Source organism: Nisaea sp. (assembly GCF_040217065.1).
Taxonomy (GTDB): Bacteria; Pseudomonadota; Alphaproteobacteria; order Thalassobaculales; family Thalassobaculaceae; genus Nisaea.
Genome location: NZ_JAVJNX010000009.1, coordinates 458,566 through 479,781, shown reverse-complemented (window position 1 = coordinate 479,781; position 21,216 = coordinate 458,566). Strand labels below are relative to the sequence as shown.

Here is a 21,216-nt window from a genome sequence, read left to right as displayed (position 1 = left end):
AAACCCCAATATGATGTTGCAGTTTCAAGATTGAAAGGGACCCGGGGGCGGGGCGTTGACAGAGCGTGTCTTCATCCTCAATCTGGGCATCTCTCCTTGCAGGCTCCCCGTATCTCCTTAGGGTTCGAGCCGGCGACCACCGAAAGGACTTGTTATATGTCGACGGCGAAAGCGGATCTGGTATTGCGCGGCGGAAAGGTGTTTCTCGGCCTCGGTTCCGGATTCACCGAATCGGTTGCGATCTGGGGTGGACGTGTCATCGCCCATGGCAGCGACAGCGAGCTCGAATCACTGGTTGGCGGCGATACGCGCATCATCGAGCTGAACGGCCGGCTGGCTGCCCCCGGCCTGAACGACGCGCACCAGCATCTGATGGCCGTCGGTCTGGGGCTGTCGGAAATCGACTGCAAGAAGGACACCCGCCTGCAGGATATGCTGCGGAAGGTGAAGGAGAAAGCCGCGACCGCCAAGCCGGGCGAGTGGATTTTCGGACGTGGTTACGACCATTTCGAGCTGGATATGAAACGCCATCCGTTCCGCGAGGAACTGGATCAGGTGGCCCCGAACAACCCCGTTTATCTGAAGCGTACCTGCGGCCATATGGGTGTGGCGAACAGCGTGGCGCTGACGGCGGCCGGGATCGATGAGGACACGGCCCAGCCGGAAGGCGGCCATATCGAAAGCCAGAACGGAAAGCTCACCGGCCTGCTGCAGGAGCGGGCGCAGGAAATGATAACCAAGGTCCTGAGTGATCATACGATTGACGCGCTGGCCGAAGGTGTCCGGGCCGGACAGCAGCACAATCTCGCACTCGGCTTTACCAGTGTCACCGATCCGGGAGTCGGTCTGCGTCAGGGCTATGACGAATGGCTGGCCTATCAGCAGCTCCGCCGCCAGGGCGGTTTCGGTCTGCGCATGCATCTGATGCCGCTTGCCGGCGCCAGTGGCTGGCCGGATCGGGCCATCGATCTCGGCCTGATGACCGGGGACGGCGACGAATGGCTGCGGGTCGGTCCGATGAAGCTCTTCACCGATGGCAGTGCCGGCGGCAAGACGGCGGCGATGTTCGACCCCTATCTGGGTGAGCCGGAAAACCGCGGCATCATGATCTACGAGGATCAGCAGCTCTTCGATTACGTCAAAGACTATCACGACCGGGGTTATCAGGTTGCCGCCCATGCCATTGGTGACCGTGCCATCGAGCAGATCCTGTCGGCCTATGAGCTGGCCATCGGCAACGATATCGAGGGTCAGGGCAACCGCCGCCACCGGATCGAGCATTGCGGCTTTCTCAATGCGGACCAGCTTGCCCGCATGCAGCGCATCGGCGTGTTGCCGGCACCGCAATCGATCTTCATGTACGAGTTCGGCGATCTCTATATCGACGTGCTGGGTGAGGAACTGGCGGCCAAGGCCTATCCGTTCCGCTCCTTCCTCGATGCGGGACTGTATCCGTCGGCCAGCTCGGACGCGCCGGTCTCCAGCACCAATCCATTCCAGAACCTCTATTCGATGATCACCCGCAAGACCAGGCGCGGCACGCTTCTGGGGGCCAACGAGGCGCTGACGCTTGAAGAGGCGCTGCATTGCTACAGCTATTGCGGTGCCTACGGGTCCTTCGAGGAAGGAATCAAGGGCACCCTGAAACAGGGCCAACTCGGCGATATCACGGTGTTCGACCGGGATCTGTTCGCCATCGAACCCGCGGAAATTCTGGAAGCGTCGGCGGATCTCGCGATTGTCGGCGGAGACATCAAATTCGACCGGCAGGCGGAAGCCGCCTGATACAAGAGACGGGGCCGGTAAGGCCCGCGAAGGAGAACAGGGATATGTCGAAAACAACTCTTATCAAGAATGCTTCCTGGGTGATCGGCTGGGAGAAGGACAAGAACGGCAAGGATGCCGGGCACCGTTTCTTCCGCAATGCCGATGTCGCCTTCAAGGACGGCACCCTCATCCATGTCGGCCCGGGTTATTCCGGCACCGCGGACGAGACCATCGACGGCAGTCGCATGATGGTCATGCCGGGCTTCATCAGCATCCATAATCACCCGACGTCGGAGCCCGGTAACAAGGGCCTGAACGAGGAGCTCGGCAGCCCGAAACTGGGGCAGAGCGGGCTGTACGAATATATGCCGGTCTTCCGGATCATGCCGGAGGCCGCACCCTATACCAGCCGCTACGCCATCCACGAGATGCTGAAAAGCGGCGTGACCACTTATGCCGATCTGTCCGGGGCCCGGGAGAACTGGGTCGACGAAGTTGCCGATACCGGCATCCGCGGGGTGCTCTGCCCGATGTACCGCTCGGCCGTTTGGTCCACGAAAAACGGCCACTCGGTCGTCTATGATTGGGACCCGGAGGCTGGCGAGCGCGGCATGGAGCGGGCCATCGAGATCGTCGAGGAAGCGGATCGCCACCCGTCCGGCCGGATGTCTGGCATGATGGGCCCGTCCCAGATCGATACCTGCACGCCCGAACTGATCCAGGCCTCCCATGCGGAAGCCAAGAAGCGCGGTATCAAGATGCAGATCCATGCGGCCCAGAGCGTGGTCGAGTTCAACGAGATGACCCAGCGCCACGGTCTGACTCCGCTTGAGTGGCTGGACAGCATCGGCGTGCTCGACGAGAGCACCATCATCGGCCACTGCATCTTCCTGAACGATCATCCCTGGCTGCACTGGCCACAGGCGGATGACTTCAATTTGCTGGTGAAATCCGGAAGTTCTGTCGCCCATTGTCCCAACGTGTTCTGGCGCCGGGGCATCGCTCTCAATCATGTCGGCCGCTATGTGAAGGCCGGTATCCCGCTCGGGCTCGGCACCGACACCTTCCCGCACAATTTCATCCATGAGCTCGAAGTGGCGATGATCGTCGGCCGCATCATGTCTGGAGACTATTGTAACGCGACGACGGAAGAGATCTTCGATGCCGGAACCATCGGCGCCGCAAAGACCCTCGGCCGTACCGATATCGGCCGGCTCGAGGTCGGCTGCAAGGCGGACATGGTGCTGGTTGATCTCGACCATGCCTATATGCAGCCGGTGCGGGATCCGCTGCGCAGCCTGCTCTATTCCGCCGGCGATCGTGCCGTGAAGCATGTCTATGTCGACGGCACGCAGGTGGTGCGCGACGGCGAGGTGATCACCATCGACGTTGCCGAGGCGGCGGCCAAGATGACCGAGTATCAGAAGGTCACCATGTCGAGCGTGCGCCAGCGGGACTGGGCGCAGCGCCCGGTCGAGGAACTGTCGCCGTTGAGCTATCCGGAAGCGGCGAATTGAGGAACGGAGTCATGAGCGAATTTGATCTGGTTATCCGCGGCGGCACGGTCGTCAACGCCTCCGATACGGTGAAGGCCGATGTCGGTGTCCGTGATGGACGTATTGTCGCCCTGGGAGAGACCCTGGGCGCTGGCACGAAGGAGCTGGATGCATCCGGCAAGCTGGTGATGCCCGGCGGGGTGGACAGCCATTGCCATATCGACCAGCCCTCCAGCACCGGCGGCCGCAATGCGGAAACATTCGAGACCGCGACCCGGTCTGCGGCCTGCGGCGGGACCACCTCCGTGGTCTGCTTCGCCCCGCAGCAGAAGGGTGTCGGCCTGGCGGAGGGTGTTGCCGCCTATCACGAGCGCGCCAGGTCCGCCTGCATCGATTACAGCTTCCACATCGTCATCAACGATCCGAATGACGAGGTTGTCGGCCAGGACCTGCCGAAGCTGATCGGGGAGGGGCACCGGTCGATCAAGCTGTTCATGACCTATGCCAGCAACCGGGTCGATGACGGCCAGATCCTGCGCATTCTGGAAGTGGCGCGCCGGAACGAGGCGCTGGTCTGCGTGCATGCGGAAAACCACGACGCCATCATGTTCATGACCGAGAAGCTGCTGGCGGCGGGACATAACGGCACCAAGTACCATGCCTGGTGCAAGCCGGCCCTGGTCGAGCGCGAGGCGACCTACCGGATGATCGCGCTGGCCGAGCTGATGGACCAGCCGATCCAGATCTTCCACGTCACCTGTGGCGAGGCAGCGGAGGAAATCCGCCGGGCGCAGCAGCGCGGCCTGAAGATCTTCGCCGAGACCTGCCCGCAATATTTCGTCCTGACCGAGGAGGATCTCGACCGGGACGCGCGGGAGGGGGCGAAATATCTCTGCTCTCCGGCACCGCGTACCAGGGCGGAGCAGGAAGCGCTCTGGGACTATGTGAAGTCCGGCACGCTCGGAAACGTCACCTCGGACCACGCGCCCTACAATATCGGCGACCCGGACGGCAAGTTCTGGGCCGGCGACAACGCGCCTTTCAGCTCCATCGCCAACGGCGTGCCGGGCCTGGAAACGCGGATGCCGATCCTGTTCCATGAAGGCGTGGTGAAAGGCCGGATCGACCTGCAGGAATTCGTCGCCATCACCTCGACCAACGCTGCGAAACTTTTCGGCCTGCACCCGCAGAAAGGCGCCATCGCAGTCGGTGCCGATGCGGATATCGTGGTTTGGGACGCGGAGAAGAAAACCACCATCAGCCAGGACATCCTGCACCACGCCACGGACTATACGCCCTATGAAGGCATGCAGGTCACCGGCTGGCCGGCGGCGACTGTCTCCCGCGGGTCGGTTGTCTGGAAGGACGGCGAGGATTTCTGCGAGCCTGGATACGGCAAGTTCCTGGCCCGCGCGCCCTACGACTACATCAAGCCGCGCGGCATCTTCCCGACACCGTTCAATCCCGTGGCAGATTAAAAACTGATATAATCCGGCGAAAGCCAGAGAAACTTGAACAGGAGAATTCCCGTGTCCCGCATCGTTACCATCGGCGCCGCACAGCTCGGCCCGATCGCGCCGGATGAGTCCCGCGCCAGCGCCGTAAACCGCATGATCGAGCTGCTGAAGCAGGCGGGAGACCGCGGCTGTAATTTCGTCGTCTTTCCGGAACTCGCCCTGACCACCTTCTTCCCGCGCTACTACGAGGAAGACATCTCCCGCATGGATCACCATTTCGAGCGCGAGATGCCCGGGCCGGAGACGCGTCCGCTGTTCGAGGCGGCGGCGGAGCGGGGGATCGGGTTTTATCTCGGCTATGCGGAGCTGACGCCGGACGGGCATCGCTACAACACGGCGATCCTGGTGGACGAGACCGGCAAGATCACGGGCAAGTACCGCAAGGTGCATCTGCCCGGGCATTCCGAATACGATCCCAAACGGCCGTGGCAGCATCTGGAAAAACGCTATTTCGAGCCGGGCGATCTCGGCTTCGGAGTCTGGCGCCAGCATGGCGGCATCATTGGCATGGCGATCTGCAACGACCGGCGCTGGCCGGAGACCTACCGGGTGATGAGCCTGAAGGGGGCCGAGCTGATCGTGCTCGGCTACAACACGCCTGACGTCAACACCTCGGCCTTCGAGCCGAACCATCTCCGCATGTTCCACAACCATTTGACCATGCAGGCCAATGCCTACATGAACTCCGCCTTTGTGGTCGGGGTGGCGAAAGCCGGCATGGAAGACGGCTGCATGCTGATCGGCGGCTCCTGCATCATCCAGCCCTCGGGCGAGATCGTCAGCCAGGTATCCTCCGTTGATGACGAGCTCATCACCTATTCGGCGGATCTGGATCTGGCCAGGATGGGCAAGGAGACGGTGTTCAACTTCGCCAAGCACCGCCGGATCGAGCATTACGGCAACATCACCGCACAGACCGGTGTCGAGCTGCCGCCGGAACTTTCCGAGGCGGCGGAATAGCTTTCACGTCCTCGTCAGCAACGGTGAGGCGGACTTGCGGCTATAGTGGGAACGCAATAGACCGTAAGTCCGCCCGCCGGTGCAGGCGGCGCCCTTGGTTTCCGGAGTTTCAATGCCGCGGTTGGCCCGCCTTTTCCTTTTCGCCCTGATGCTGTCCCTGGCTGCCGCGCCGGGTGCGCGGGCCGGCGAGATCAAGCGGGTCACGGTCGAGGGCGAGCTGATCGATACCTGGTGCTATGTCACCGAGATCATGTATGCCCGCGGCTCGGCGCATTTCCAATGTGCGGTCTGGTGTGCGGTCGGCGGCATCCCGGTCAGCATCCGGGCCGATGACGGCACGCTCTATGTCGTGCTGCGGGTCGAGGATGACAGCCGGAACGTCTCCAACCCGGCAATGATCCGGATCCAGAGCCACCGGGTCACCGTCGACGGCGACCTGATCGAACGGGACGGCGTGAAATACCTGCTGGTCACCCAGGTGGCGGACGATCAGGGCATCGTCGATCTGACCCACGTGAAATACGGAATCCAGCCATGGGGGATGTGAGGATGCGCTGGCTGCGCTCACTGGCCCTCGCGCTCGCACTTATTTGCGTAACTGCCGCTGCACCGGCCGGCGCGGCCCAGAAATGGGGCATCGACGGGGAAATGGTGGCCCAGTTCGAGGCCACGGTGGTCGATCTGCTCTGTGAGCTGCGCGGTGATTGTCCGGCGGCCTGTGGTGGCGGCTCACGCCAGCTCGGCCTGGTCCGGGACGACGGCACCCTGCTCCTGGCGGTGAAGAGCAACACCCTGTTCGCCGGCGCGACGATGGATCTTCTGCCCTATTGCGGGCAGCGCGTGGAAGTCGACGGGCTGATCATTTCCCACCCGGCCATGGTCATCTACATGCTGCAGCGCCTGCGCAAGCCGGGCGCCACGGACTGGGTCCGGGCCACGGCCTTTGCCGAAGACTGGAAGCAGCGCAACGGCGCCGAAGATGCCAAGCGCTGGTTTCGTCGCGACGACAAGGCCAACGAGGTGATCCGCACCTTCGGCAAGGTCGGCCGGCCCGATATCATGCCGCCGCCTGCAGATTAAAGCGGATGTTCCGTCTTCGCGCCATCTCCGCCTTGCTGGTTCTGCTGGGCTGCCTGGCCCTTGCCGCCATGGCCGAGGCCGGGGAGAAAACCCCGAGGCTGCCGAGCCTGTTCGGCGGTCCTTTCCGGCTTTTGGACGAGCAGGGGCGGTATGTCGGCCCGGAAGACTATGCCGGCAAGTTCATGCTGGTCTATTTCGGCTACAGCTACTGCCCGGACATCTGCCCGACGGATCTTGCCGTGATGGCGGCAGCGCTGGATATTCTTGGCGAGGAAGCAACCCGCATACAACCGCTGCTGATCTCGGTCGACCCGCGCCGGGACACACCCGAGGCCCTCCGGGAACTCACCGCTGCCTTCCATCCGGCGCTGGTCGGGCTGACCGGAACCGAGGCGGAGGTCACGGCGGCGGCGAAAGCTTATCGGGTGCATCGCCGCAGGTTCCAGCTCGAGGGCATGGCAGACGCGGACTATCTCGTCGACCATTCGACCCTGACCTATCTGATGGGCCCGGACGGCGGGTTCGTGACCATGTTTCCGCGTGGCACGACGCCGGAACGGATGGCCGAGGTGCTGAGGAAGTATCTGGCCGGCGCCGGCTGACGCGGTCAGCCGTCCAGCGGAATGATGTCGGCCATGTAACTGTCGGCACCAGCCCGGAGCAGGACATTCAGGATCTGACCATAGGCGATCCGAAGCATCTGGTTGTTTGCATGCAGCAAATGGCTGCGCACCCTGTTCGTCAGGCGCTGGCCGGCGAGGGCGAGCGGGCCCTCGAAATCCACCGGGGCGAGACCCTGCAGCGCGCCGGAGGGAATGACTGTGAGCGTAAGCCATTGGCCGGGCACGCTGTCGGACCGGGTGAGCATGATGATGTCGTCGTCGGCGACCTGTGGAATGCCGAGACCGGCGGCGTTGACGGCGGCCGCATCCGTCACCTTGGCGAGCATGCGTAGGGGGAACCAGATCAGGTCGCCGATCCGGCTCGCCTTCAGCAGCAGCATGGCGGCGAGGGCCCAGTCGCAGTTGATCTTGTTCTCGTCGGCAAGGCCCCGGAATTTCGAGACCAGCGGTGCTTCGTCGACGCTGGCGGCGGGTACCATCTCGGCGATGCCGATCCGGCCGACTTCCCCGGCAGCATTGATCACGCGCTCCGCCGCGATGTCCGTCGGCCGCGGCAAATTGCCGAAGGCGGCGAGGGCGCTATGGAAGCGGAACAGGGGCTCGAAGACGAGACGGTAATAATCGTCGGTCAAAGGGGTCATGCCGTAGAGCCGCTGGTAATCCTCCGCGAAGTTGGAAACCAGCAGCGCGGGTGCATTGAAATTGCCGATACTGACCGGGGCCGGGATATTCGAGCCGGGGCGGGGAAATACCGCCGCCATGGTGCAGTTGCCCCAGGATTCCCCGAGCCGCGCGATGCGCTTGAAGGCCTTGCGGGCGCTGTGACTGTGCCCGGCGGCCAGTTCGATCAGCAGGTTGAAGTTCTCCTCGCACTGGTATTCCCAGTTGCAGACCTTGACATAGGCCTGGTTCGGCTGCGGGTTCGCCGGCACCTTGTCGTAGTAGTTCCGGCCCTGCAGGTAGAACCATTCCGGCGAGGCGATGCGGGGAATGGCGACATCCACGAATTCGCATTTCGCAGCGCCATGTGTGACCTCGGCCGTGTAGTCGTCTTCGGCGATATCGTCCGGCTGGCTGACCGCCAGGCCTGAGAACCGGAGGGCGGTGCGGATCAGGGCAAAATCGTCGATCAGATTGTTCGCATAGAGCGAGAGGTTGTACGGCGATTTGAGCCTGCCCTGTTCACGGCGCTCGGTGCCCGCCGTGTAGAGACTGTCCTGGAACGGCCCAAGCACGTTTCCGGTGCGGTCGGATTCGGTATAGGTGAAATCGGATGTCACCACCTTGAACACGTCGTAGGCCAGCTTTTTCCGGCCGACCTGGCGGTCCTTCTGCTGCGTGATGGCGAGCTCGCTGACCTCGTAGCCGAGACTGTCCATGCGGCCCGGCGCATAGGGAAAGAAGCTGTAATCGACATCAAACCATTCGGACTTCACGCGGCCGATATCGCAGACGAAGAACAGTTTCTCGCGCTGGTCGCGATAGACCAGGAACTGGTTGCTGGAGGCGCCGGAAATCATCTGGAACACCCGCTCGATATCCGGCCCCCTGATGCCGGCGAGGGACGGCGCGAGATCAGCCAGGCATTTCGAGATCGCCAGGGCGTTGTTCGAGGGCTGGAAGTTCGCGGCCTGGATTTCCGGTGTCAGGTCCTGCCCGAGAAACAGCACCAGCTGCGACAGCGCTTCGATCTGGGAGCAGAGATAGAGCGGCGGCTGCACCGTGCTGTTGGCCAGCAGCTGGGCGAGGGTGGCGAAGCGTGTCTGGGCGATGGTCTCGATCAGCAGGATCTTGATCCGCATGGCCACAGCGGCCATGACCTCGCCGGTCGGTATCCCGGGCGGGTAGGCGCTTTTCTCGATCAGCAGGTTGAAATCGCAGTCGCCGATATAGGCGTTCCAGACCAGATGGTTCGGTGCCGGGTTTTGCGCCTGCGCCTTCAGGTTGGCGATACCGAGTCCGCCCTTCACGCTGAGCGAGGACAGCTCGCCGAGCGTCGTCCGCGGTCCGTTCGGGCCGAACAGCGGCACCGTGTCCGCATTGAAGGCCGCGATAAAGGCCGTCGTATATTTCTCCAGCTCGCTGCGGATCGGCTGAATGCCGAGCAGCTGCTTGGTAACCGCGTCGTCGAGTTTCCGCTTGTGGTCGACTGAGATCTTTTTCACCTGACCGCCCCGTCCGAAATCCTGGGACGCGCCGCCCGGCACAGGCGACGGCGTCTTGCAGATCTATGACGCGCGGCGCGCGGCGGATGTGAAGCGGGTGCCGGCCGGCGTGCCGGCTCAGTCCGGGCGGTTCATCTCGAAGACTTCGGCGACCGCGCAATAGTCCATGTATCCGAGGCGGCCGACGGGCTGGTACCTGGTGACGTCGATGCGGCCGTCGGCGACATATTTCTCATCGATATGAATGCCGACCACTTCGCCGAGAATCATGCGGTTGACCACTTTGTCGCTGACCGACGGCAGATCGATGGTACGCACATACTTGCACTCCAGGTGCACGGGCGCGTCCTTCACCCGGAGCGGCTTGACGTACTGGGACGGCAGGCCTTCGAGACCGGCATGCTGCATCTCGTCGGTGCCGTGCGGGAAATGGATGGCGGTCTGGTTCATCTGCTGGGCCTGCGCCTTGCCGACGATATTGCAGACGAACTCGCCGGTCTTTGCCGCATTCAGCGCGCTGTCCTTCGGCGAGCCGTCGGGGCGCGAGCCGCTGGAGAAGATCACGCAGGGTGGCGCCCAGGAGACGGCATTGAAGAAGCTGTAGGGCGCGAGGTTGGTAACGCCATTCTCGTCGATGGTCGAAATCCAGCCGATCGGCCGCGGCGAAATGGTCGCCTTGAAAGGATCGAAGGTGAAACCGTGTTCTTTGTGGTTGCCGGGCTCGAAAAACATGCGGCTCATCCCTGTTCCTGACTTTTACGCTACAGCGGAATGCCATAAAGACCGGTGCCGTGCAACGCCGGGCAGGCGCATGGGTGCCATTCCCCGGTGCCGCATATCGTGCTACCGCAAGGCATGGAGAGAGCCCGATGAGTGCATCGCCGGACGATGATGAAGCCCTGCTGGATAACCTGCGCGCCGAGTTCGGCAAGAAGGAGACCATGGAGCGGCTGTTCCATACCGTCATCCCACATCTGGAGGAGGGTCGGCGGACGCTGGTCTATATCCTGGCCCAGGTCGACCGGATCGGCCATGCGGCGATGGAGCCGTTCTTTCTGAAAACCCTCTATGGTCCGCAGTATGACCGCATCATCCTGATCACCGGGTTGGGCGAGGGACCGGGTTACAACCCCTTCATCCTGCAATGCCCGGGGCCGGAATTCGTACATGTTCCGACCGCCGACTCGATCCTGCCGCTGCTCGGCTTCCTTGATGGTGGTGTGCTCGACCTGAAACTCTTCCATCTCTGCCTGTCCTCGCCGCAGCGCGTCGTGCGGGATTTCGGCCGCCATGCTACGGCAGGCGGGGAAATCCGCTTTTTCGCGCTGCCTGACTCCATCCGGGAGACCGGAGAGAGTTTTCTGGCACAGGTCGGCATGCCGCCGGATGCGCCATTCGTTGTGCTGCATGCCCGCGACATGAGCTATCTGCCGGAAAAGGCGCATCATGCCTTCCGCTGCGCCGATATCCGCACCTATGACGGCGCCATCCGGCACTTTGTCGAGGAAGGGTACTGGGTGTTCCGTCTGGGGGATCGGGGAAGTACTCCGCTGGAAGGCCAGCCGGAGCAGGTCATCGATCTGCCGCAGCATCCCGGCTACAGCCAGGCGCTGGACGTATTCCTGTCCGCCGACTGTGCCTTTGCCTTCAACCAGGCTTCCGGGCCGGAAGCCCTGGTTCGTGCCTTCGGCCGGCCGGCGGCGACGGTCAATCTGGTCTACGAACTCCTGCGCCTGCCGATGAAGAGCGATCTGCTGCTGTTCAAACACTATCTTTCGGCCCGCACCGGCGAGCCGCTCTCATATGCAGAGATTCTGGAGCTGGGGCTGCCCGCTCTCGGCAAGGGGGAGGATTTCGACGCGAAAGGCGTCCTGATCCGCGAGAACAGCCCCGAAGAACTGGAAGATCTCGCATTGCTCATGCTTGAGCGGGACCGTGCGGCGGCGGTGGCCGAAACGGACGCTGAAAGCCTTGCCCGGTTCCGTCGTCTCGGCCAGGACTACGAGCAGAAATTGCTGGTCGATCCTTCGATGCAGACCGACAATGCGGACTTCTACGCCTATGCGCATGCTTTCGGCCGTCCCGCACCTTCCGTCTTGCAGCGTAAAGGATTTCTGGACCGCTCCTGAGCGCTGGTCTATCACCGTCGCGCCCCGCTGCCAACGGAACCGCCCACATGTTCTATCAATTGTTCACGATCATCGTGCCGGTCTTCATCTGCGCCGGCATCGGCTTTGTCTGGGCGCGCCTGAAGCTGCAGTTCGATAACGAGACCATTACCTCGCTCGTGACCCTTGTCGGCACGCCGTGCCTGGTGTTCGGCACGCTGGTCGGGCTTGAATTGTCGATGGATTCCCTGTTCCGCCTTGGCGCCGGCAGCGCTCTGGTGACGGCCGTCACGGTTGTCATGGTTGTGCCGGTCCTGTTTCTGGCAAGGAAATCCGTACGGGCCTTCCTGCCCGCCCTGATGTTCCCGAATGTCGGCAATATCGGCCTTCCGCTGTGCCTGTTCGCCTTCGGGCAGGAGGGGCTGGCGCTGGCGATTTCCTATTTCGCCGTGCAGGCCGTGTTGATGTTCACGATCGGCACCGGCATCGCCTCGGGCCAGTTCGGTCTGTCGTCGCTGACCCGGAACCCGATCATTTACGCGGTCGTCGCCGCGCTGGTCTGCATTATCGTGGATATCGATGTGCCGAGATGGATCATCAAGACGGCCGATCTTGCCGGCGGGATGTGCATTCCGCTGCTGCTCATCGCGCTCGGTGTGTCGCTTGCCAAGCTACGGGTCTCGAACCTGCTGGAGAGTTTCGGGATCGCTGCGTTGCGGCTGGTCGTGGGCTTCGGTTCGGGCGTTCTCGCGGTCTGGATATTGGGCACCACGGCGATGGAAACCGGTGTGCTGATCCTGATGTCGAGCATGCCGGTCGCGGTTTTTCCCTATCTCTTTGCCGTTCGCTACAATCGCGAGCCGGAAACCATCGCCGGCTGCGTCATCGTCTCGACGGTGCTCGGGTTCCTCACCATGCCCGGTCTGCTCTATCTCGTTCTGGAACTCTCTGGGAATGCCGGCTGACCGGCTCATCTCGCACACATCTGTCCTGCGAAACGGGAGACGGAAGTCACCTCTATTGACTTAATAGGGAATTTATGATAGTAAAAATCCTATTGATCGACAGATCAATGCCGCATGGTCACTCCAAAAAATTCAGGTGTTCCTTCGAGCTTCTCCGGGAGACGTCATTTGGAGCCTAATCTGGACTGGGGCATCCTGTCCGATCTTGAAGGCGGGCAGGAACTTGTCGGTTACGTACCGACGCACAAGGGAAAGGTAATCGGCCGGTCGGGGCTCACGATCGCGACCGGGGTCGATTTCGGCCAGCGGAACATGTTTGAGCTGGAGCGGGCGCCGTTGACGGCTGACTCGAGACGCGCCATTGCCCCGTTTCTAGGCAAGACTGGAGAGGAAGCAAGAAGGCTGCTTGAGACGTTGCCGCCAGTCATCATTTCGCGTGCGGAAGCTCAGGCACTGGACCGGCATACTCGGCAAGGTGTCTTCCGACGATTGCGAGACCGCTATTCTCAGGACGTGTCGGTTCCGAGCAGTGGTGAAAGGGATCTCGCCCGGTTGTCCCAAGAAGTGCAGACCGTGATAGTCTCTGTCGCTTGGCAGCACGGTAGCGAGCTCTACGCGGCCACGCCGGTCTTCTGGCGAGCCGCGGCGGACCAGCGCTGGTGGGCTGTTTATGATGAATTGATGAATTTCGGCGACGAATTCGGAGCACGCCGGCGCCGTGAAGCAGGGTATCTGAAGAGATGGCTCGAAAGAGAGGGCAGGGAGCGACCGTCAGGCTGACCGGTTCAGGGGTGCTGATCCTTGTTGCCCTGCTGATTTCCGGCCCGGTCAGCGCCGGCCAACCGGTGCTCGCGCAGGTTCTGCATCACGGCTACCGGACGCCGGACCTTTTTGGCGGAGCGGCTGTCGAGACGCTTCGTCCGCCGCGCTGCGACGGGCTTCTCGAGGTGATCAGGGACTCCCGGCGTTGGGGCGAAGCGCATCACACGGCACCGCACTACAGGCGTTTCCACCCCTGCGCCTTGCTGGCATTTGCGCGTCTGTCCGCGCCATTCGAAAAGAATCCCTTCGATGATCGGTACGGCTTCATGTTTGATGTTTCGCAGCGTCTCGACCTGCGATTCAGTCCTGCCTGGCGCGGCGGTCCGGAACAGGCTGCCGATCACGCTGCGTTGGCGCCGCGGATTGTCGGGAAGGTTGCAGATCCGTCGTTACCCTGGAAAGACGCGCCGTTCTTCGAGACATGGGACGACGGCTTCTTTATCGCATTCCGCAAAGCGGGACTGGTCGAGCGCTATCGGAGAGTCCGCTTCCTCGGGCTTGCGGACTGGACCGGGGACGGCGTTGCCGATCTGCTCGTCGACTGGACAGAACACGAAACCGATCAAGCCGAACCGATCCGTCAGATCGTCTTGATATCGGTGGAAGGCGATGCCGGACAGCTTCGGTCGGTGAATTATTTCGACTGGTTCGCGACAGAGCCCGCGCGCGTCGGGAAGGCCCTTCGAGGCCAGGGAGATGCGGACGACTTCGTCCGGGAAACCGGTAAGCCGGACTTTTCCGACGCGTTTCGTCGCGCATCGATGCCGCGTTCACAGGATGACCTCGATTATCTCTCGAAGGCGTATGGCATGACGGGGGCAGAGCTGAAGGGGCTGACGCCGCCGGACTGCTCCGACCTCCTGCCGCTGCTCGACGATCTCGATCGCTTCCAGGAAGCGCAGGAGGATTTTGGCCGGTTCCGTCCGCGCTCGCGCTTCCATCCCTGCGCCTTAGCGGCTTTCCGGGAGTTGGCACGGCCGTTCGCGTCGGATCCCTTTTCGCCGGTTCGTCCCATGGCCGACATCTGGGCCGGACTGGATCTGCGGACGGCGCCCATGGTTCCGGCGCGCGCCTACAGCGAGGCGCCCGATCCCGTCTATCTCGCCGATCACGTTGCGCGCGTGCCGGGCGAGAACGATCGGGTATGGATGCTCGACCCCGAGCGCTTCGAGCTGACCTATATCCTGACCGACCGGGACTTCGAGGAGGATGACGGCCGGCCGGTTTGGTATCGCGCCGCGCACTATTATGGCCGGGCCGACTGGACCGGTGACGGCGTGGCAGATCTGCTGGTCATGTGGACGGAGCAGGCCCGTCAGGGAACCTACGCGATCGAGGAACCTGTGCTGATAACCTCACCGGCCCCCGGAGCCCCTCTTGAAGCAGTCCGATACGACACGTGGATGGTGCGGCAGAGAGACCAGGTACGGGCAGTGCTGCAGGCGCTCCCGGCGCACTGACTCTCAGGGCGTCAGGATCTGCCGGATCGCGGTGCCGTCTTCCATGCGGTCGAGCGCGGTGTTGACCTCCGAAAGCGGTAGCCGGTGGGTGATCAGGTCCTGGACCGGCAGCAGGCCGCGCTGGTGCATGGCGATGAAGCGCGGGATGTCGGTGCGCGGATTGCAGCTTCCGACATAGGAGCCCTTCACCGTCTTTGCGCCTGTGACCAGCGCCGCCACGTCGAGCTGGAACGGCGTTTTCGGATCGACCAGTCCGACGGAGACGACAGTGCCGCCGCGACGGGCGCTGTCATAGGCGATCTCGAAGGCTCCGAGTTTCCCGGCGGTCTCGAACGCAATGTCCACACCGCCCGAGGTCAGGTCCAGAACCTCCGCCGCCGCACTTCGGTCTCCGGAATTGATCGTGTCGCTCGCGCCGAGGCGTTTCGCGTGCTCCAGTTTCGCCGGATCGGGATCGACGGCAATGATCCGTGCGGCGCCGGCCGCGCGGGCGCCGAGCAGGGCGCTGAGCCCGACCCCGCCGGCGCCGGCGATGACGACGGTATCGCCGGCCTTGATGCCGCCGGTGTTGAGAACGGTTCCCGCCCCGCACATGACGGCGCAGCCGAACAGGGCGGCGATATCGAGCGGCAGGTCTTTCGGGACCCGCACCACTGATTTTTCGGAAACCAGCGCATATTCGGCAAAGGCAGAGAGGCCCATGTGATGGTGCACCGGGGCGCCGTCGAGCGAGAGACGGGGCCCGCCGGAGAGCAATGCGCCCTTCCGGTTGGCCGCGAGCCCGGGGCCGCAGAGATGGGCCTCGCCGTCGAGGCAGGCGGGGCAGGCGCCGCATTGCGGCTGGTAGACCAGGACCACGGGATCGCCCGCGCCGACAGAGGTCACGCCCGCCCCGGTCTCGAGCACGGTTCCGCTCGCCTCGTGGCCCGGCACAATCGGCATCGGCCAGGCCCGCACCCCGTTGATCACCGAGAGATCCGAGCGGCAGAGGCTCGCCGCGGCGATCTGGACCAGCACTTCGCCCTCTGCGGGCGCGGGAACACTGACGGTCTCGAGCGACAGCGGCTTGTGCTCGGCGTAGGGACGTGCCGGACCGGGCGCCTTCAGGAGCGCGGCTTTGAAACTGAGGCTCATGCGAATTCGAGCGCCAGGTAGGAATTCATCACGCTCTGCATCGTCTGCTTTTCCAGGTCGCGGACGATGAAGACCAGACGGGAGCGGCGGTCGTCGCTCGGCCATTTCTCGATCTTTGCCGGAGGATGGAACATGTGCTGAACCGCGTGCACCACGACAGGCTGGTCGTCGTCGAGTTCCTTCAGGTTCAGCAGGCCCTTGATGCGCAGGATGTTGGCGCCGTGGGTCTGCGCCATCATGTCCAGCGCACCGGCGATCCGGTTCCATTCCAGCGGCTCGTCGAAATACAGCACGAAGGAATGGATGTGGTCGTCGTGCCGACTGACATCGTGATGTCCGTGATCGTGACCGTGGTGGTCATGATGGTGCACATGGCCCTCGGTCGCCCGGTAGGCTTCCTCGCGCAGCCACTGGCCGACATCCGCGCTCTTGGTCTTGGGATTATAGAGCCCGGCATCGAACAGGACCGATGGCGAGACGTCGCCCAGCACGGCCCTGACGACGGGCGCCGCAGGGTTGAGCTCGTGGAGCCGCTTTTCAACCGCTGCAACCGTTTCGGCATCCGTGACATCGGTCTTGGTCAGCACGATGCGGTCGGCGACGGCAGCCTGCTTGATGCTCTCGAACTGCCTGTCGAACTGCTCCATGGCGTGATGGGCGTCAACCACGGTGATGACACCGTCGAGCCGGAAGCGGGTGACCAGGAACGGATCGGCCATCATGGTGTGCAGGATCGGCGCCGGGTCGGCCAGCCCGGTTGTCTCGACCACGATCCGGTCGAAGTCGGGGATGATGCCTTTCGCCCGGTCCTTGAACAGGCGCTTCAGCGTATCCACGAGATCGCCGCGCACGGTGCAGCACAGGCAGCCGCTATTCAGCAGCACGACATCCTCGTTCGACTCCATGACCAGCGCGTCGTCCAGCCCGACCTCGCCGAATTCGTTCACGATAACGGCAATGCGGTCCATTTCCGGGTGATGCAGCAGCTTTGACAGCAGGGTGGTTTTGCCGCTGCCGAGAAACCCGGTGAGAATGGAGACCGGAAGCCGGTCCGGCTCGTTTGTCGTGCTCGTCATCTGAATGCTCTTGGCGCTGGGGTGAATCGGTGGGGGCGGATCAGTGGTGATGGCCGCAATGGGGACCGTGTTCATGGTCATGGGTGTGATCGTGGTCGTGACGATAGGGCACCACGGCGGCTTCGTCCAAACGTCCGAACAGGGCACGGAAACTCGGGTTGCGCTCGACTTCGGTGGGATGGCCGGTGCAGCAGACATGGCCGTTCAGGCAGAGCACCCGGTCGGTGCCGCGCATGACCAGATGCAGATCGTGCGAGACCATGATCACCGCCGCGCCGGTTTCCTCGCGGATCGTCCCGATCAGCCGGAACAGTTCCGACTGGGCGGCGACATCCATGCCCTGTGTCGGCTCGTCCAGCACCAGGAAGTCCGGCTGTTTCATGATCGCCCGGGCAAGCAGCACACGCTGGGTCTCTCCACCGGACAGGCCGGTCAGCTGCTGATCCAGCAGGTGGGTGATGCCGGCCCGCTCGGCGGTCGTCTCCACCCGTCCGCGCGCCGATTTCATGCCGAGCGAGAGAAAGCGCCGGGATGTCAGCGGCATGGAATTGTCGAGTGCAAGCTTCTGCGGCACGTAGCCGATGCTGGTGCCGGGGGCGAGCCTGGCGGTTCCGTTGTCCGGGGAAAGCAGTCCGAGGATGACCCGGAGCAGGGTGGTCTTGCCGCCCCCGTTCGGGCCGATCACGCTCATGATCTCGCCGCGGCCGAGGCTGAAACTGATCTTGTCGAGGATCGGACGGCCGTTTCTGAGCACGGTGAGATCGGCGACGTCGAGCAGCGGGGGCGCTTCTTCCAGCATGGCCTAGCGCGCCTCCGATCTGCAGGACGGGCAGAGGCCCTCAATCTCGACGGTGCTCCGCTGGGCCTCGAAACCGTGCCGGCTGGCCAGGCTGCCGAGCAGCGCGCTGAGCGTGTCATCCTCGATCTCGAGCGCCGCGCCGCATTCCCGGCAGATCAGGAAACCGCAATCGTGGTTTCCTTCCGGGCGGCTGCAGCCGATATAGGCGTTCTGGGATTCGACCTTGTGCACAAGGCCTTGCTCCATCAGGAAATCCAGGGCCCGGTAGACGGTCGGCGGCGCGACTTTCGCACCCGGCTTGCCGTCTTTTTCCGCGTCGCGCTGCATCTCGGACAGGATGTCGTAGGCGCCGACCGGGGCATGGCGTTGCCAGACCAGTTCCAGCACCCGGCGCCGGGCGGGAGTGATGCGCACGCCGCGTTTGGCGCAGAGCCGTTCCGCGGCACCCAGAGCGTCATGCAGGCACCGTCCGTGGTCATGGTCGGGGCCGGGAAAACTGTTGCGGGCTAATGCCAAGATATGGGGTCCATCGCTGTCGTGGCCGGGGTAATGCAATAGTATAATGTTTCAGGGCACCGATCCAAGGCCCGGCATTGATCCGGACGACTGACTTGCACGTAAAACACTGTGCATTCCGGATGTTGATGTTCCGGCCTTTGGGGCCAGTCGAGGACTTGTCAGATGAGAAACCCGCGCTTCAGCAGGATTCGGTTTTTCTCCGTGGTCCTGCTTTCCTTGTTGGTCAGTCTGCCCGCCATTCCGGTTGCGCTGGCAACCGTTCCACCCGGCTGGGCCGAGGACGGTCTGATCAAGTTCCGGGCCTTCAGAAACGGCTCTCCGCTGGGTGTCGTAATGTTGAGATTTAACATTAAAGAAGATAAATATATCGTTGATACACAAACATTATTTGATTATAAAATAGGACCGTTTACGCTCTATTACTATGCCTTGCGCGCCCGTGATGAATGGAAGGATGCACAGCTTCTGTCAGCGCGCGGCATGGTCAATGACGACGGGGATTTTTTCAAGGTCGACGGCAGGGCAGAGTCGGGCGGTTTCCGGTTTGCCGGCCGGGAGGGTGAACATCTGGCGCCTTTCGCCGCGTCGGTGCCCTCGACCTACTGGAACACGTCACTGACCCGGGCGAGCAAGCTGATCGATCTGCAATATGGCCGGCTCCGCGACATCGCCATGACAAAGCTCGGAACGGAAACCATCGAATCCGAAGGCAGGCAGGTCGAAGCCACGCGCTACGAGATGCGTGGAGAGCTCGATCTCGACATCTGGTACGACACACGCGGCGAGTGGGTAAGGATGAGCTTCACCGTCGACGAGTCCGACTTCGACTACGTCCGGATCGTGCCACGACCGGGTGACGAAACCCGTTTCCTGGATCTGGAGAGTGTGAAGGATATCGGCTCGGAAGAGGTCCGGAATGCTCTCAGGGAACTGGAATAGACCGTTATCCCGAAGCGGTGCGGCGGGGCTCAACTGAAGGGACTGACATGACAGTGCGATGTGTCTGGATTACCGGGGCGAGTTCCGGCATCGGGCTTGCCCTGGCGAAGCGGATGATGCGCGACGACTGGATCGTCGCGGGCTCTGCCCGGTCGGCCGAGGCGCTTGAGGCGCTGGAGAGAAAGCATTCCGGACAGTTCTTTTCCTATCCGCTCGACGTGACCGACGAGGCAGGCGCTGCCGCCACCGTCGCCCGTATCCGCAAGGAGCGGGGCGGGCTGGACATGGCCGTTCTTGCCGCCGGAACGCACAAGCCCGTGGAAATCGGGGACTTCCGCCCGGATGTTTTCAGATCCCTCCTTGAAATCAACCTGATGGGGGTGGTCAATTGCATCGCCGCGGTTGCGCCGGGTTTCCTCGCCGACCGTGCCGGGCACCTCGCCGTGGTCTCTTCGGTTGCAGGCTATGGCGGCTTGCCGACCGCGGCCGCCTACGGTGCGTCCAAGGCCGCGCTGATCAACATGACCGAGGCGCTCAAGCCGGACTTCGACCGGAACGGCGTGAAACTGCAGCTCGTCTGCCCGGGCTTCGTGCGCACACCGCTGACGGACAAGAACCCGTTTCCGATGCCGTTCCTGATGGAGCCGGAGGATGCTGCCGATGCCTTCTATCGCGGTCTGCAGTCCAACCGGTTCGAAATCACCTTCCCGCGGATCTTCGCCATCATCCTGCGCTGCCTGAACGTGCTGCCTTACAGCCTGTATTTCCGGCTGGTGAAGCGGGGGACTGGCAAATGAGCGCGCTGGACAGAGCGGCTGCGCTGGCGGCTTATGCGGATTGCTTCGAAGGATTGACCCTAGGCCGGCTCGAGACCCTGTCCGCGCTTCTGGCGGACGAGGTTCGGTTCAGGGACCCATTCAGCGATGTGCAGGGCCGTGAGGCCGTCCTCGGTATCTTCCGGCATATGTATGAGGCCATGGAAGCGCCGTCCTTCACCGTGCTGGATCAGGCCGTCGGTGCCGAGGCCTGTTACCTCAAATGGCGGTTCTCGGGACGGGTGAAGGCGGCGGGATCGCGTCCGATCGAGATAACCGGGATGAGCGAGGTGGCGTTCGACGATCACGGTCGCGTCCTCCTGCACGTTGATCATTGGGACGCGGCGTCCCAGGTCTATGGCCTGTTCCCTGTGCTCGGCCCGGTTCTGCGCTTGCTAGGCCGCCGGTTTTCGCCGGTCGAGTGAGGATTCCTTCGGCAACGCGTCTTTCTTGAAGAACAGGGTCACTGTGCCGATCGTGATGCCGAATTTCGAGACATCGGCCTTGTTGATCAGAACGCCGTCCGGCTGCAGGAACATCCAGTCATCGAACCGAACCTTGATCCGGCTGTCGCCGACCTTCAGCATCAGATCGTAGGACCAGTTCAGAGCATTGCCCCGGGCGAAACCCTTGGCGACGCCAACCACATCGTCGGCGCGGCCGTCATAGGTGCCGTCGCCGGTCTTGGTGATGCGCCAGATCCGCTGCTCTTTTTCACCGTCGGAATAGTCGAAATCCTCGGTCAGGGTCAGCGTGGTTCCGTCCCAGTCGCCCTGCAGGTCCACGGTGAACTCCCGCTTCAGGTTGCCGAAGCGGTCCTGGAACATGCCCCACGCCCGGCTTTGGCCGGCGAAGTACACTTCCGGGCTGAACACGGGCCGGGTTTCGGCGAAATCATCGATCTTCATGGAACTGCACGCTCCGAGGCTCAACAGCACTACAAGCAGATACGGCAGGGCGCGGGGCATGGA

Annotated in this window: 21 protein-coding genes; 14 read left to right on the top strand and 7 right to left on the bottom strand. The window is 62.9% G+C overall.

The features are described 5' to 3' along the window. Window positions 1-156 precede the first annotated feature (156 nt). The 7 genes from RH950_RS14580 to RH950_RS14550 all read left to right on the top strand — a co-directional run bounded on the left by RH950_RS14580 (window position 157) and on the right by RH950_RS14550 (window position 7,422). Entirely contained in the window at window positions 157-1,785 is a 1,629-nt protein-coding gene (locus RH950_RS14580) for an amidohydrolase (protein WP_350057982.1), read from the top strand. A gap of 44 nt (window positions 1,786-1,829) precedes the next feature. Further along, on the top strand, window positions 1,830-3,284 hold the full coding sequence (locus tag RH950_RS14575) for an amidohydrolase family protein (protein ID WP_350057980.1): 1,455 nt from the start codon (window positions 1,830-1,832) through the stop codon (window positions 3,282-3,284). A gap of 11 nt (window positions 3,285-3,295) precedes the next feature. Beyond that, on the top strand, window positions 3,296-4,741 hold the full coding sequence (hydA, locus tag RH950_RS14570; RefSeq protein ID WP_350057978.1) for a dihydropyrimidinase: 1,446 nt from the start codon (window positions 3,296-3,298) through the stop codon (window positions 4,739-4,741). Between the two features lie 51 nt (window positions 4,742-4,792). Next, window positions 4,793-5,740: an N-carbamoyl-D-amino-acid hydrolase gene (locus RH950_RS14565; RefSeq protein ID WP_350057976.1), complete on the top strand. Its 948-nt coding sequence runs from the start codon at window positions 4,793-4,795 to the stop codon at window positions 5,738-5,740. Between the two features lie 112 nt (window positions 5,741-5,852). Further along, window positions 5,853-6,287 carry a hypothetical protein gene (locus RH950_RS14560; RefSeq protein WP_350057974.1) on the top strand — a complete coding sequence of 145 codons (435 nt, stop codon included), beginning with the start codon at window positions 5,853-5,855 and terminating at the stop codon, window positions 6,285-6,287. Next, on the top strand, window positions 6,275-6,820 hold the full coding sequence (locus RH950_RS14555; protein WP_350057972.1) for a hypothetical protein: 546 nt from the start codon (window positions 6,275-6,277) through the stop codon (window positions 6,818-6,820). The genes RH950_RS14560 and RH950_RS14555 overlap by 13 nt, the downstream gene beginning before the upstream one ends. A 5-nt stretch (window positions 6,821-6,825) precedes the next feature. Further along, window positions 6,826-7,422 (top strand): SCO family protein, encoded by a 597-nt coding sequence (locus RH950_RS14550; protein ID WP_350057970.1) that lies wholly within the window; start codon window positions 6,826-6,828, stop codon window positions 7,420-7,422. Window positions 7,423-7,427: 5 nt separating this feature from the next. On the opposite strand, the gene RH950_RS14545 is transcribed toward RH950_RS14550, so the two are convergent. Both RH950_RS14545 and RH950_RS14540 read right to left on the bottom strand, forming a co-directional pair. Further along, complete coding sequence (locus tag RH950_RS14545) at window positions 7,428-9,608, bottom strand: hypothetical protein (protein ID WP_350057968.1); 2,181 nt, start codon at window positions 9,606-9,608, stop codon at window positions 7,428-7,430. A 117-nt stretch (window positions 9,609-9,725) separates the two neighbouring features. Further along, complete coding sequence (locus tag RH950_RS14540; RefSeq protein WP_350057966.1) at window positions 9,726-10,349, bottom strand: flavin reductase family protein; 624 nt, start codon at window positions 10,347-10,349, stop codon at window positions 9,726-9,728. Between the two features lie 128 nt (window positions 10,350-10,477). Here RH950_RS14540 and RH950_RS14535 point away from each other — a divergent pair, with 128 nt between their 5' ends. From RH950_RS14535 to RH950_RS14520, 4 genes are all read left to right on the top strand, one after another. Further along, window positions 10,478-11,737 (top strand): TIGR04372 family glycosyltransferase, encoded by a 1,260-nt coding sequence (locus RH950_RS14535; RefSeq protein WP_350057964.1) that lies wholly within the window; start codon window positions 10,478-10,480, stop codon window positions 11,735-11,737. Window positions 11,738-11,784: 47 nt separating this feature from the next. Beyond that, window positions 11,785-12,681 (top strand): AEC family transporter, encoded by an 897-nt coding sequence (locus tag RH950_RS14530; RefSeq protein ID WP_350057962.1) that lies wholly within the window; start codon window positions 11,785-11,787, stop codon window positions 12,679-12,681. A gap of 168 nt (window positions 12,682-12,849) precedes the next feature. Continuing rightward, window positions 12,850-13,461: a pesticin C-terminus-like muramidase gene (locus tag RH950_RS14525; RefSeq protein ID WP_350057960.1), complete on the top strand. Its 612-nt coding sequence runs from the start codon at window positions 12,850-12,852 to the stop codon at window positions 13,459-13,461. Further along, window positions 13,422-14,963 (top strand): hypothetical protein, encoded by a 1,542-nt coding sequence (locus RH950_RS14520; RefSeq protein WP_350057958.1) that lies wholly within the window; start codon window positions 13,422-13,424, stop codon window positions 14,961-14,963. The genes RH950_RS14525 and RH950_RS14520 overlap by 40 nt, the downstream gene beginning before the upstream one ends. Window positions 14,964-14,966: 3 nt before the next feature. Here the strand turns inward: RH950_RS14520 and RH950_RS14515 are convergent, their stop codons facing one another. Genes RH950_RS14515 through RH950_RS14500 form a run of 4 tightly spaced genes read right to left on the bottom strand, consistent with a single transcriptional unit; the run spans window position 14,967 to window position 18,488 of the window. Then, the gene (locus RH950_RS14515) at window positions 14,967-16,097 is read right to left on the bottom strand and encodes a zinc-binding dehydrogenase (RefSeq protein WP_350057956.1); all 1,131 of its coding nucleotides are present in this window, start codon (window positions 16,095-16,097) and stop codon (window positions 14,967-14,969) included. Further along, a complete protein-coding gene (locus tag RH950_RS14510) occupies window positions 16,094-17,173 on the bottom strand; it encodes a CobW family GTP-binding protein (protein ID WP_350057954.1) in 1,080 nt (359 codons plus the stop codon). Before RH950_RS14510 ends, RH950_RS14515 begins: the two co-directional genes overlap by 4 nt. Before the next feature lie 40 nt (window positions 17,174-17,213). Beyond that, window positions 17,214-17,972 (bottom strand): metal ABC transporter ATP-binding protein, encoded by a 759-nt coding sequence (locus RH950_RS14505; RefSeq protein ID WP_350057952.1) that lies wholly within the window; start codon window positions 17,970-17,972, stop codon window positions 17,214-17,216. A gap of 3 nt (window positions 17,973-17,975) precedes the next feature. Continuing rightward, the gene (locus RH950_RS14500; RefSeq protein ID WP_502889783.1) at window positions 17,976-18,488 is read right to left on the bottom strand and encodes a Fur family transcriptional regulator; all 513 of its coding nucleotides are present in this window, start codon (window positions 18,486-18,488) and stop codon (window positions 17,976-17,978) included. A gap of 165 nt (window positions 18,489-18,653) precedes the next feature. On the opposite strand from RH950_RS14500, the gene RH950_RS14495 reads away from it, so the two are divergent. Genes RH950_RS14495 through RH950_RS14485 form a run of 3 tightly spaced genes read left to right on the top strand, consistent with a single transcriptional unit; the run spans window position 18,654 to window position 20,670 of the window. Beyond that, the gene (locus RH950_RS14495; RefSeq protein WP_350057950.1) at window positions 18,654-19,430 is read left to right on the top strand and encodes a DUF6134 family protein; all 777 of its coding nucleotides are present in this window, start codon (window positions 18,654-18,656) and stop codon (window positions 19,428-19,430) included. A gap of 47 nt (window positions 19,431-19,477) precedes the next feature. After that, a complete protein-coding gene (locus tag RH950_RS14490) occupies window positions 19,478-20,227 on the top strand; it encodes an SDR family NAD(P)-dependent oxidoreductase (protein WP_350057948.1) in 750 nt (249 codons plus the stop codon). Continuing rightward, entirely contained in the window at window positions 20,224-20,670 is a 447-nt protein-coding gene (locus tag RH950_RS14485) for a nuclear transport factor 2 family protein (RefSeq protein WP_350057946.1), read from the top strand. Before RH950_RS14490 ends, RH950_RS14485 begins: the two co-directional genes overlap by 4 nt. Here the strand turns inward: RH950_RS14485 and RH950_RS14480 are convergent. Then, complete coding sequence (locus tag RH950_RS14480; RefSeq protein ID WP_350057944.1) at window positions 20,641-21,213, bottom strand: DUF3833 domain-containing protein; 573 nt, start codon at window positions 21,211-21,213, stop codon at window positions 20,641-20,643. The two genes, RH950_RS14485 and RH950_RS14480, sit on opposite strands and share 30 nt — an antisense overlap. Between the last annotated feature and the right edge of the window lie 3 nt (window positions 21,214-21,216).

What these genes read in the sequence shown, in the direction of transcription:
- RH950_RS14535 (WP_350057964.1), top strand. Translation starts at nt 10,478, where the DNA reads ATGAGTGCATCGCCGGACGATGATGAAGCCCTGCTGGATAACCTGCGC.
- RH950_RS14550 (WP_350057970.1), top strand. Translation starts at nt 6,826, where the DNA reads ATGTTCCGTCTTCGCGCCATCTCCGCCTTGCTGGTTCTGCTGGGCTGC.
- RH950_RS14540 (WP_350057966.1), bottom strand. Translation starts at nt 10,349, where the DNA reads ATGAGCCGCATGTTTTTCGAGCCCGGCAACCACAAAGAACACGGTTTC.
- RH950_RS14575 (WP_350057980.1), top strand. Translation starts at nt 1,830, where the DNA reads ATGTCGAAAACAACTCTTATCAAGAATGCTTCCTGGGTGATCGGCTGG.
- RH950_RS14515 (WP_350057956.1), bottom strand. Translation starts at nt 16,097, where the DNA reads ATGAGCCTCAGTTTCAAAGCCGCGCTCCTGAAGGCGCCCGGTCCGGCA.
- RH950_RS14580 (WP_350057982.1), top strand. Translation starts at nt 157, where the DNA reads ATGTCGACGGCGAAAGCGGATCTGGTATTGCGCGGCGGAAAGGTGTTT.
- RH950_RS14560 (WP_350057974.1), top strand. Translation starts at nt 5,853, where the DNA reads ATGCCGCGGTTGGCCCGCCTTTTCCTTTTCGCCCTGATGCTGTCCCTG.
- RH950_RS14490 (WP_350057948.1), top strand. Translation starts at nt 19,478, where the DNA reads ATGACAGTGCGATGTGTCTGGATTACCGGGGCGAGTTCCGGCATCGGG.
- RH950_RS14530 (WP_350057962.1), top strand. Translation starts at nt 11,785, where the DNA reads ATGTTCTATCAATTGTTCACGATCATCGTGCCGGTCTTCATCTGCGCC.
- RH950_RS14520 (WP_350057958.1), top strand. Translation starts at nt 13,422, where the DNA reads ATGGCTCGAAAGAGAGGGCAGGGAGCGACCGTCAGGCTGACCGGTTCA.
- RH950_RS14495 (WP_350057950.1), top strand. Translation starts at nt 18,654, where the DNA reads ATGAGAAACCCGCGCTTCAGCAGGATTCGGTTTTTCTCCGTGGTCCTG.
- RH950_RS14510 (WP_350057954.1), bottom strand. Translation starts at nt 17,173, where the DNA reads ATGACGAGCACGACAAACGAGCCGGACCGGCTTCCGGTCTCCATTCTC.
- RH950_RS14485 (WP_350057946.1), top strand. Translation starts at nt 20,224, where the DNA reads ATGAGCGCGCTGGACAGAGCGGCTGCGCTGGCGGCTTATGCGGATTGC.
- RH950_RS14480 (WP_350057944.1), bottom strand. Translation starts at nt 21,213, where the DNA reads ATGCCCCGCGCCCTGCCGTATCTGCTTGTAGTGCTGTTGAGCCTCGGA.
- hydA (WP_350057978.1), top strand. Translation starts at nt 3,296, where the DNA reads ATGAGCGAATTTGATCTGGTTATCCGCGGCGGCACGGTCGTCAACGCC.
- RH950_RS14505 (WP_350057952.1), bottom strand. Translation starts at nt 17,972, where the DNA reads ATGCTGGAAGAAGCGCCCCCGCTGCTCGACGTCGCCGATCTCACCGTG.
- RH950_RS14555 (WP_350057972.1), top strand. Translation starts at nt 6,275, where the DNA reads ATGGGGGATGTGAGGATGCGCTGGCTGCGCTCACTGGCCCTCGCGCTC.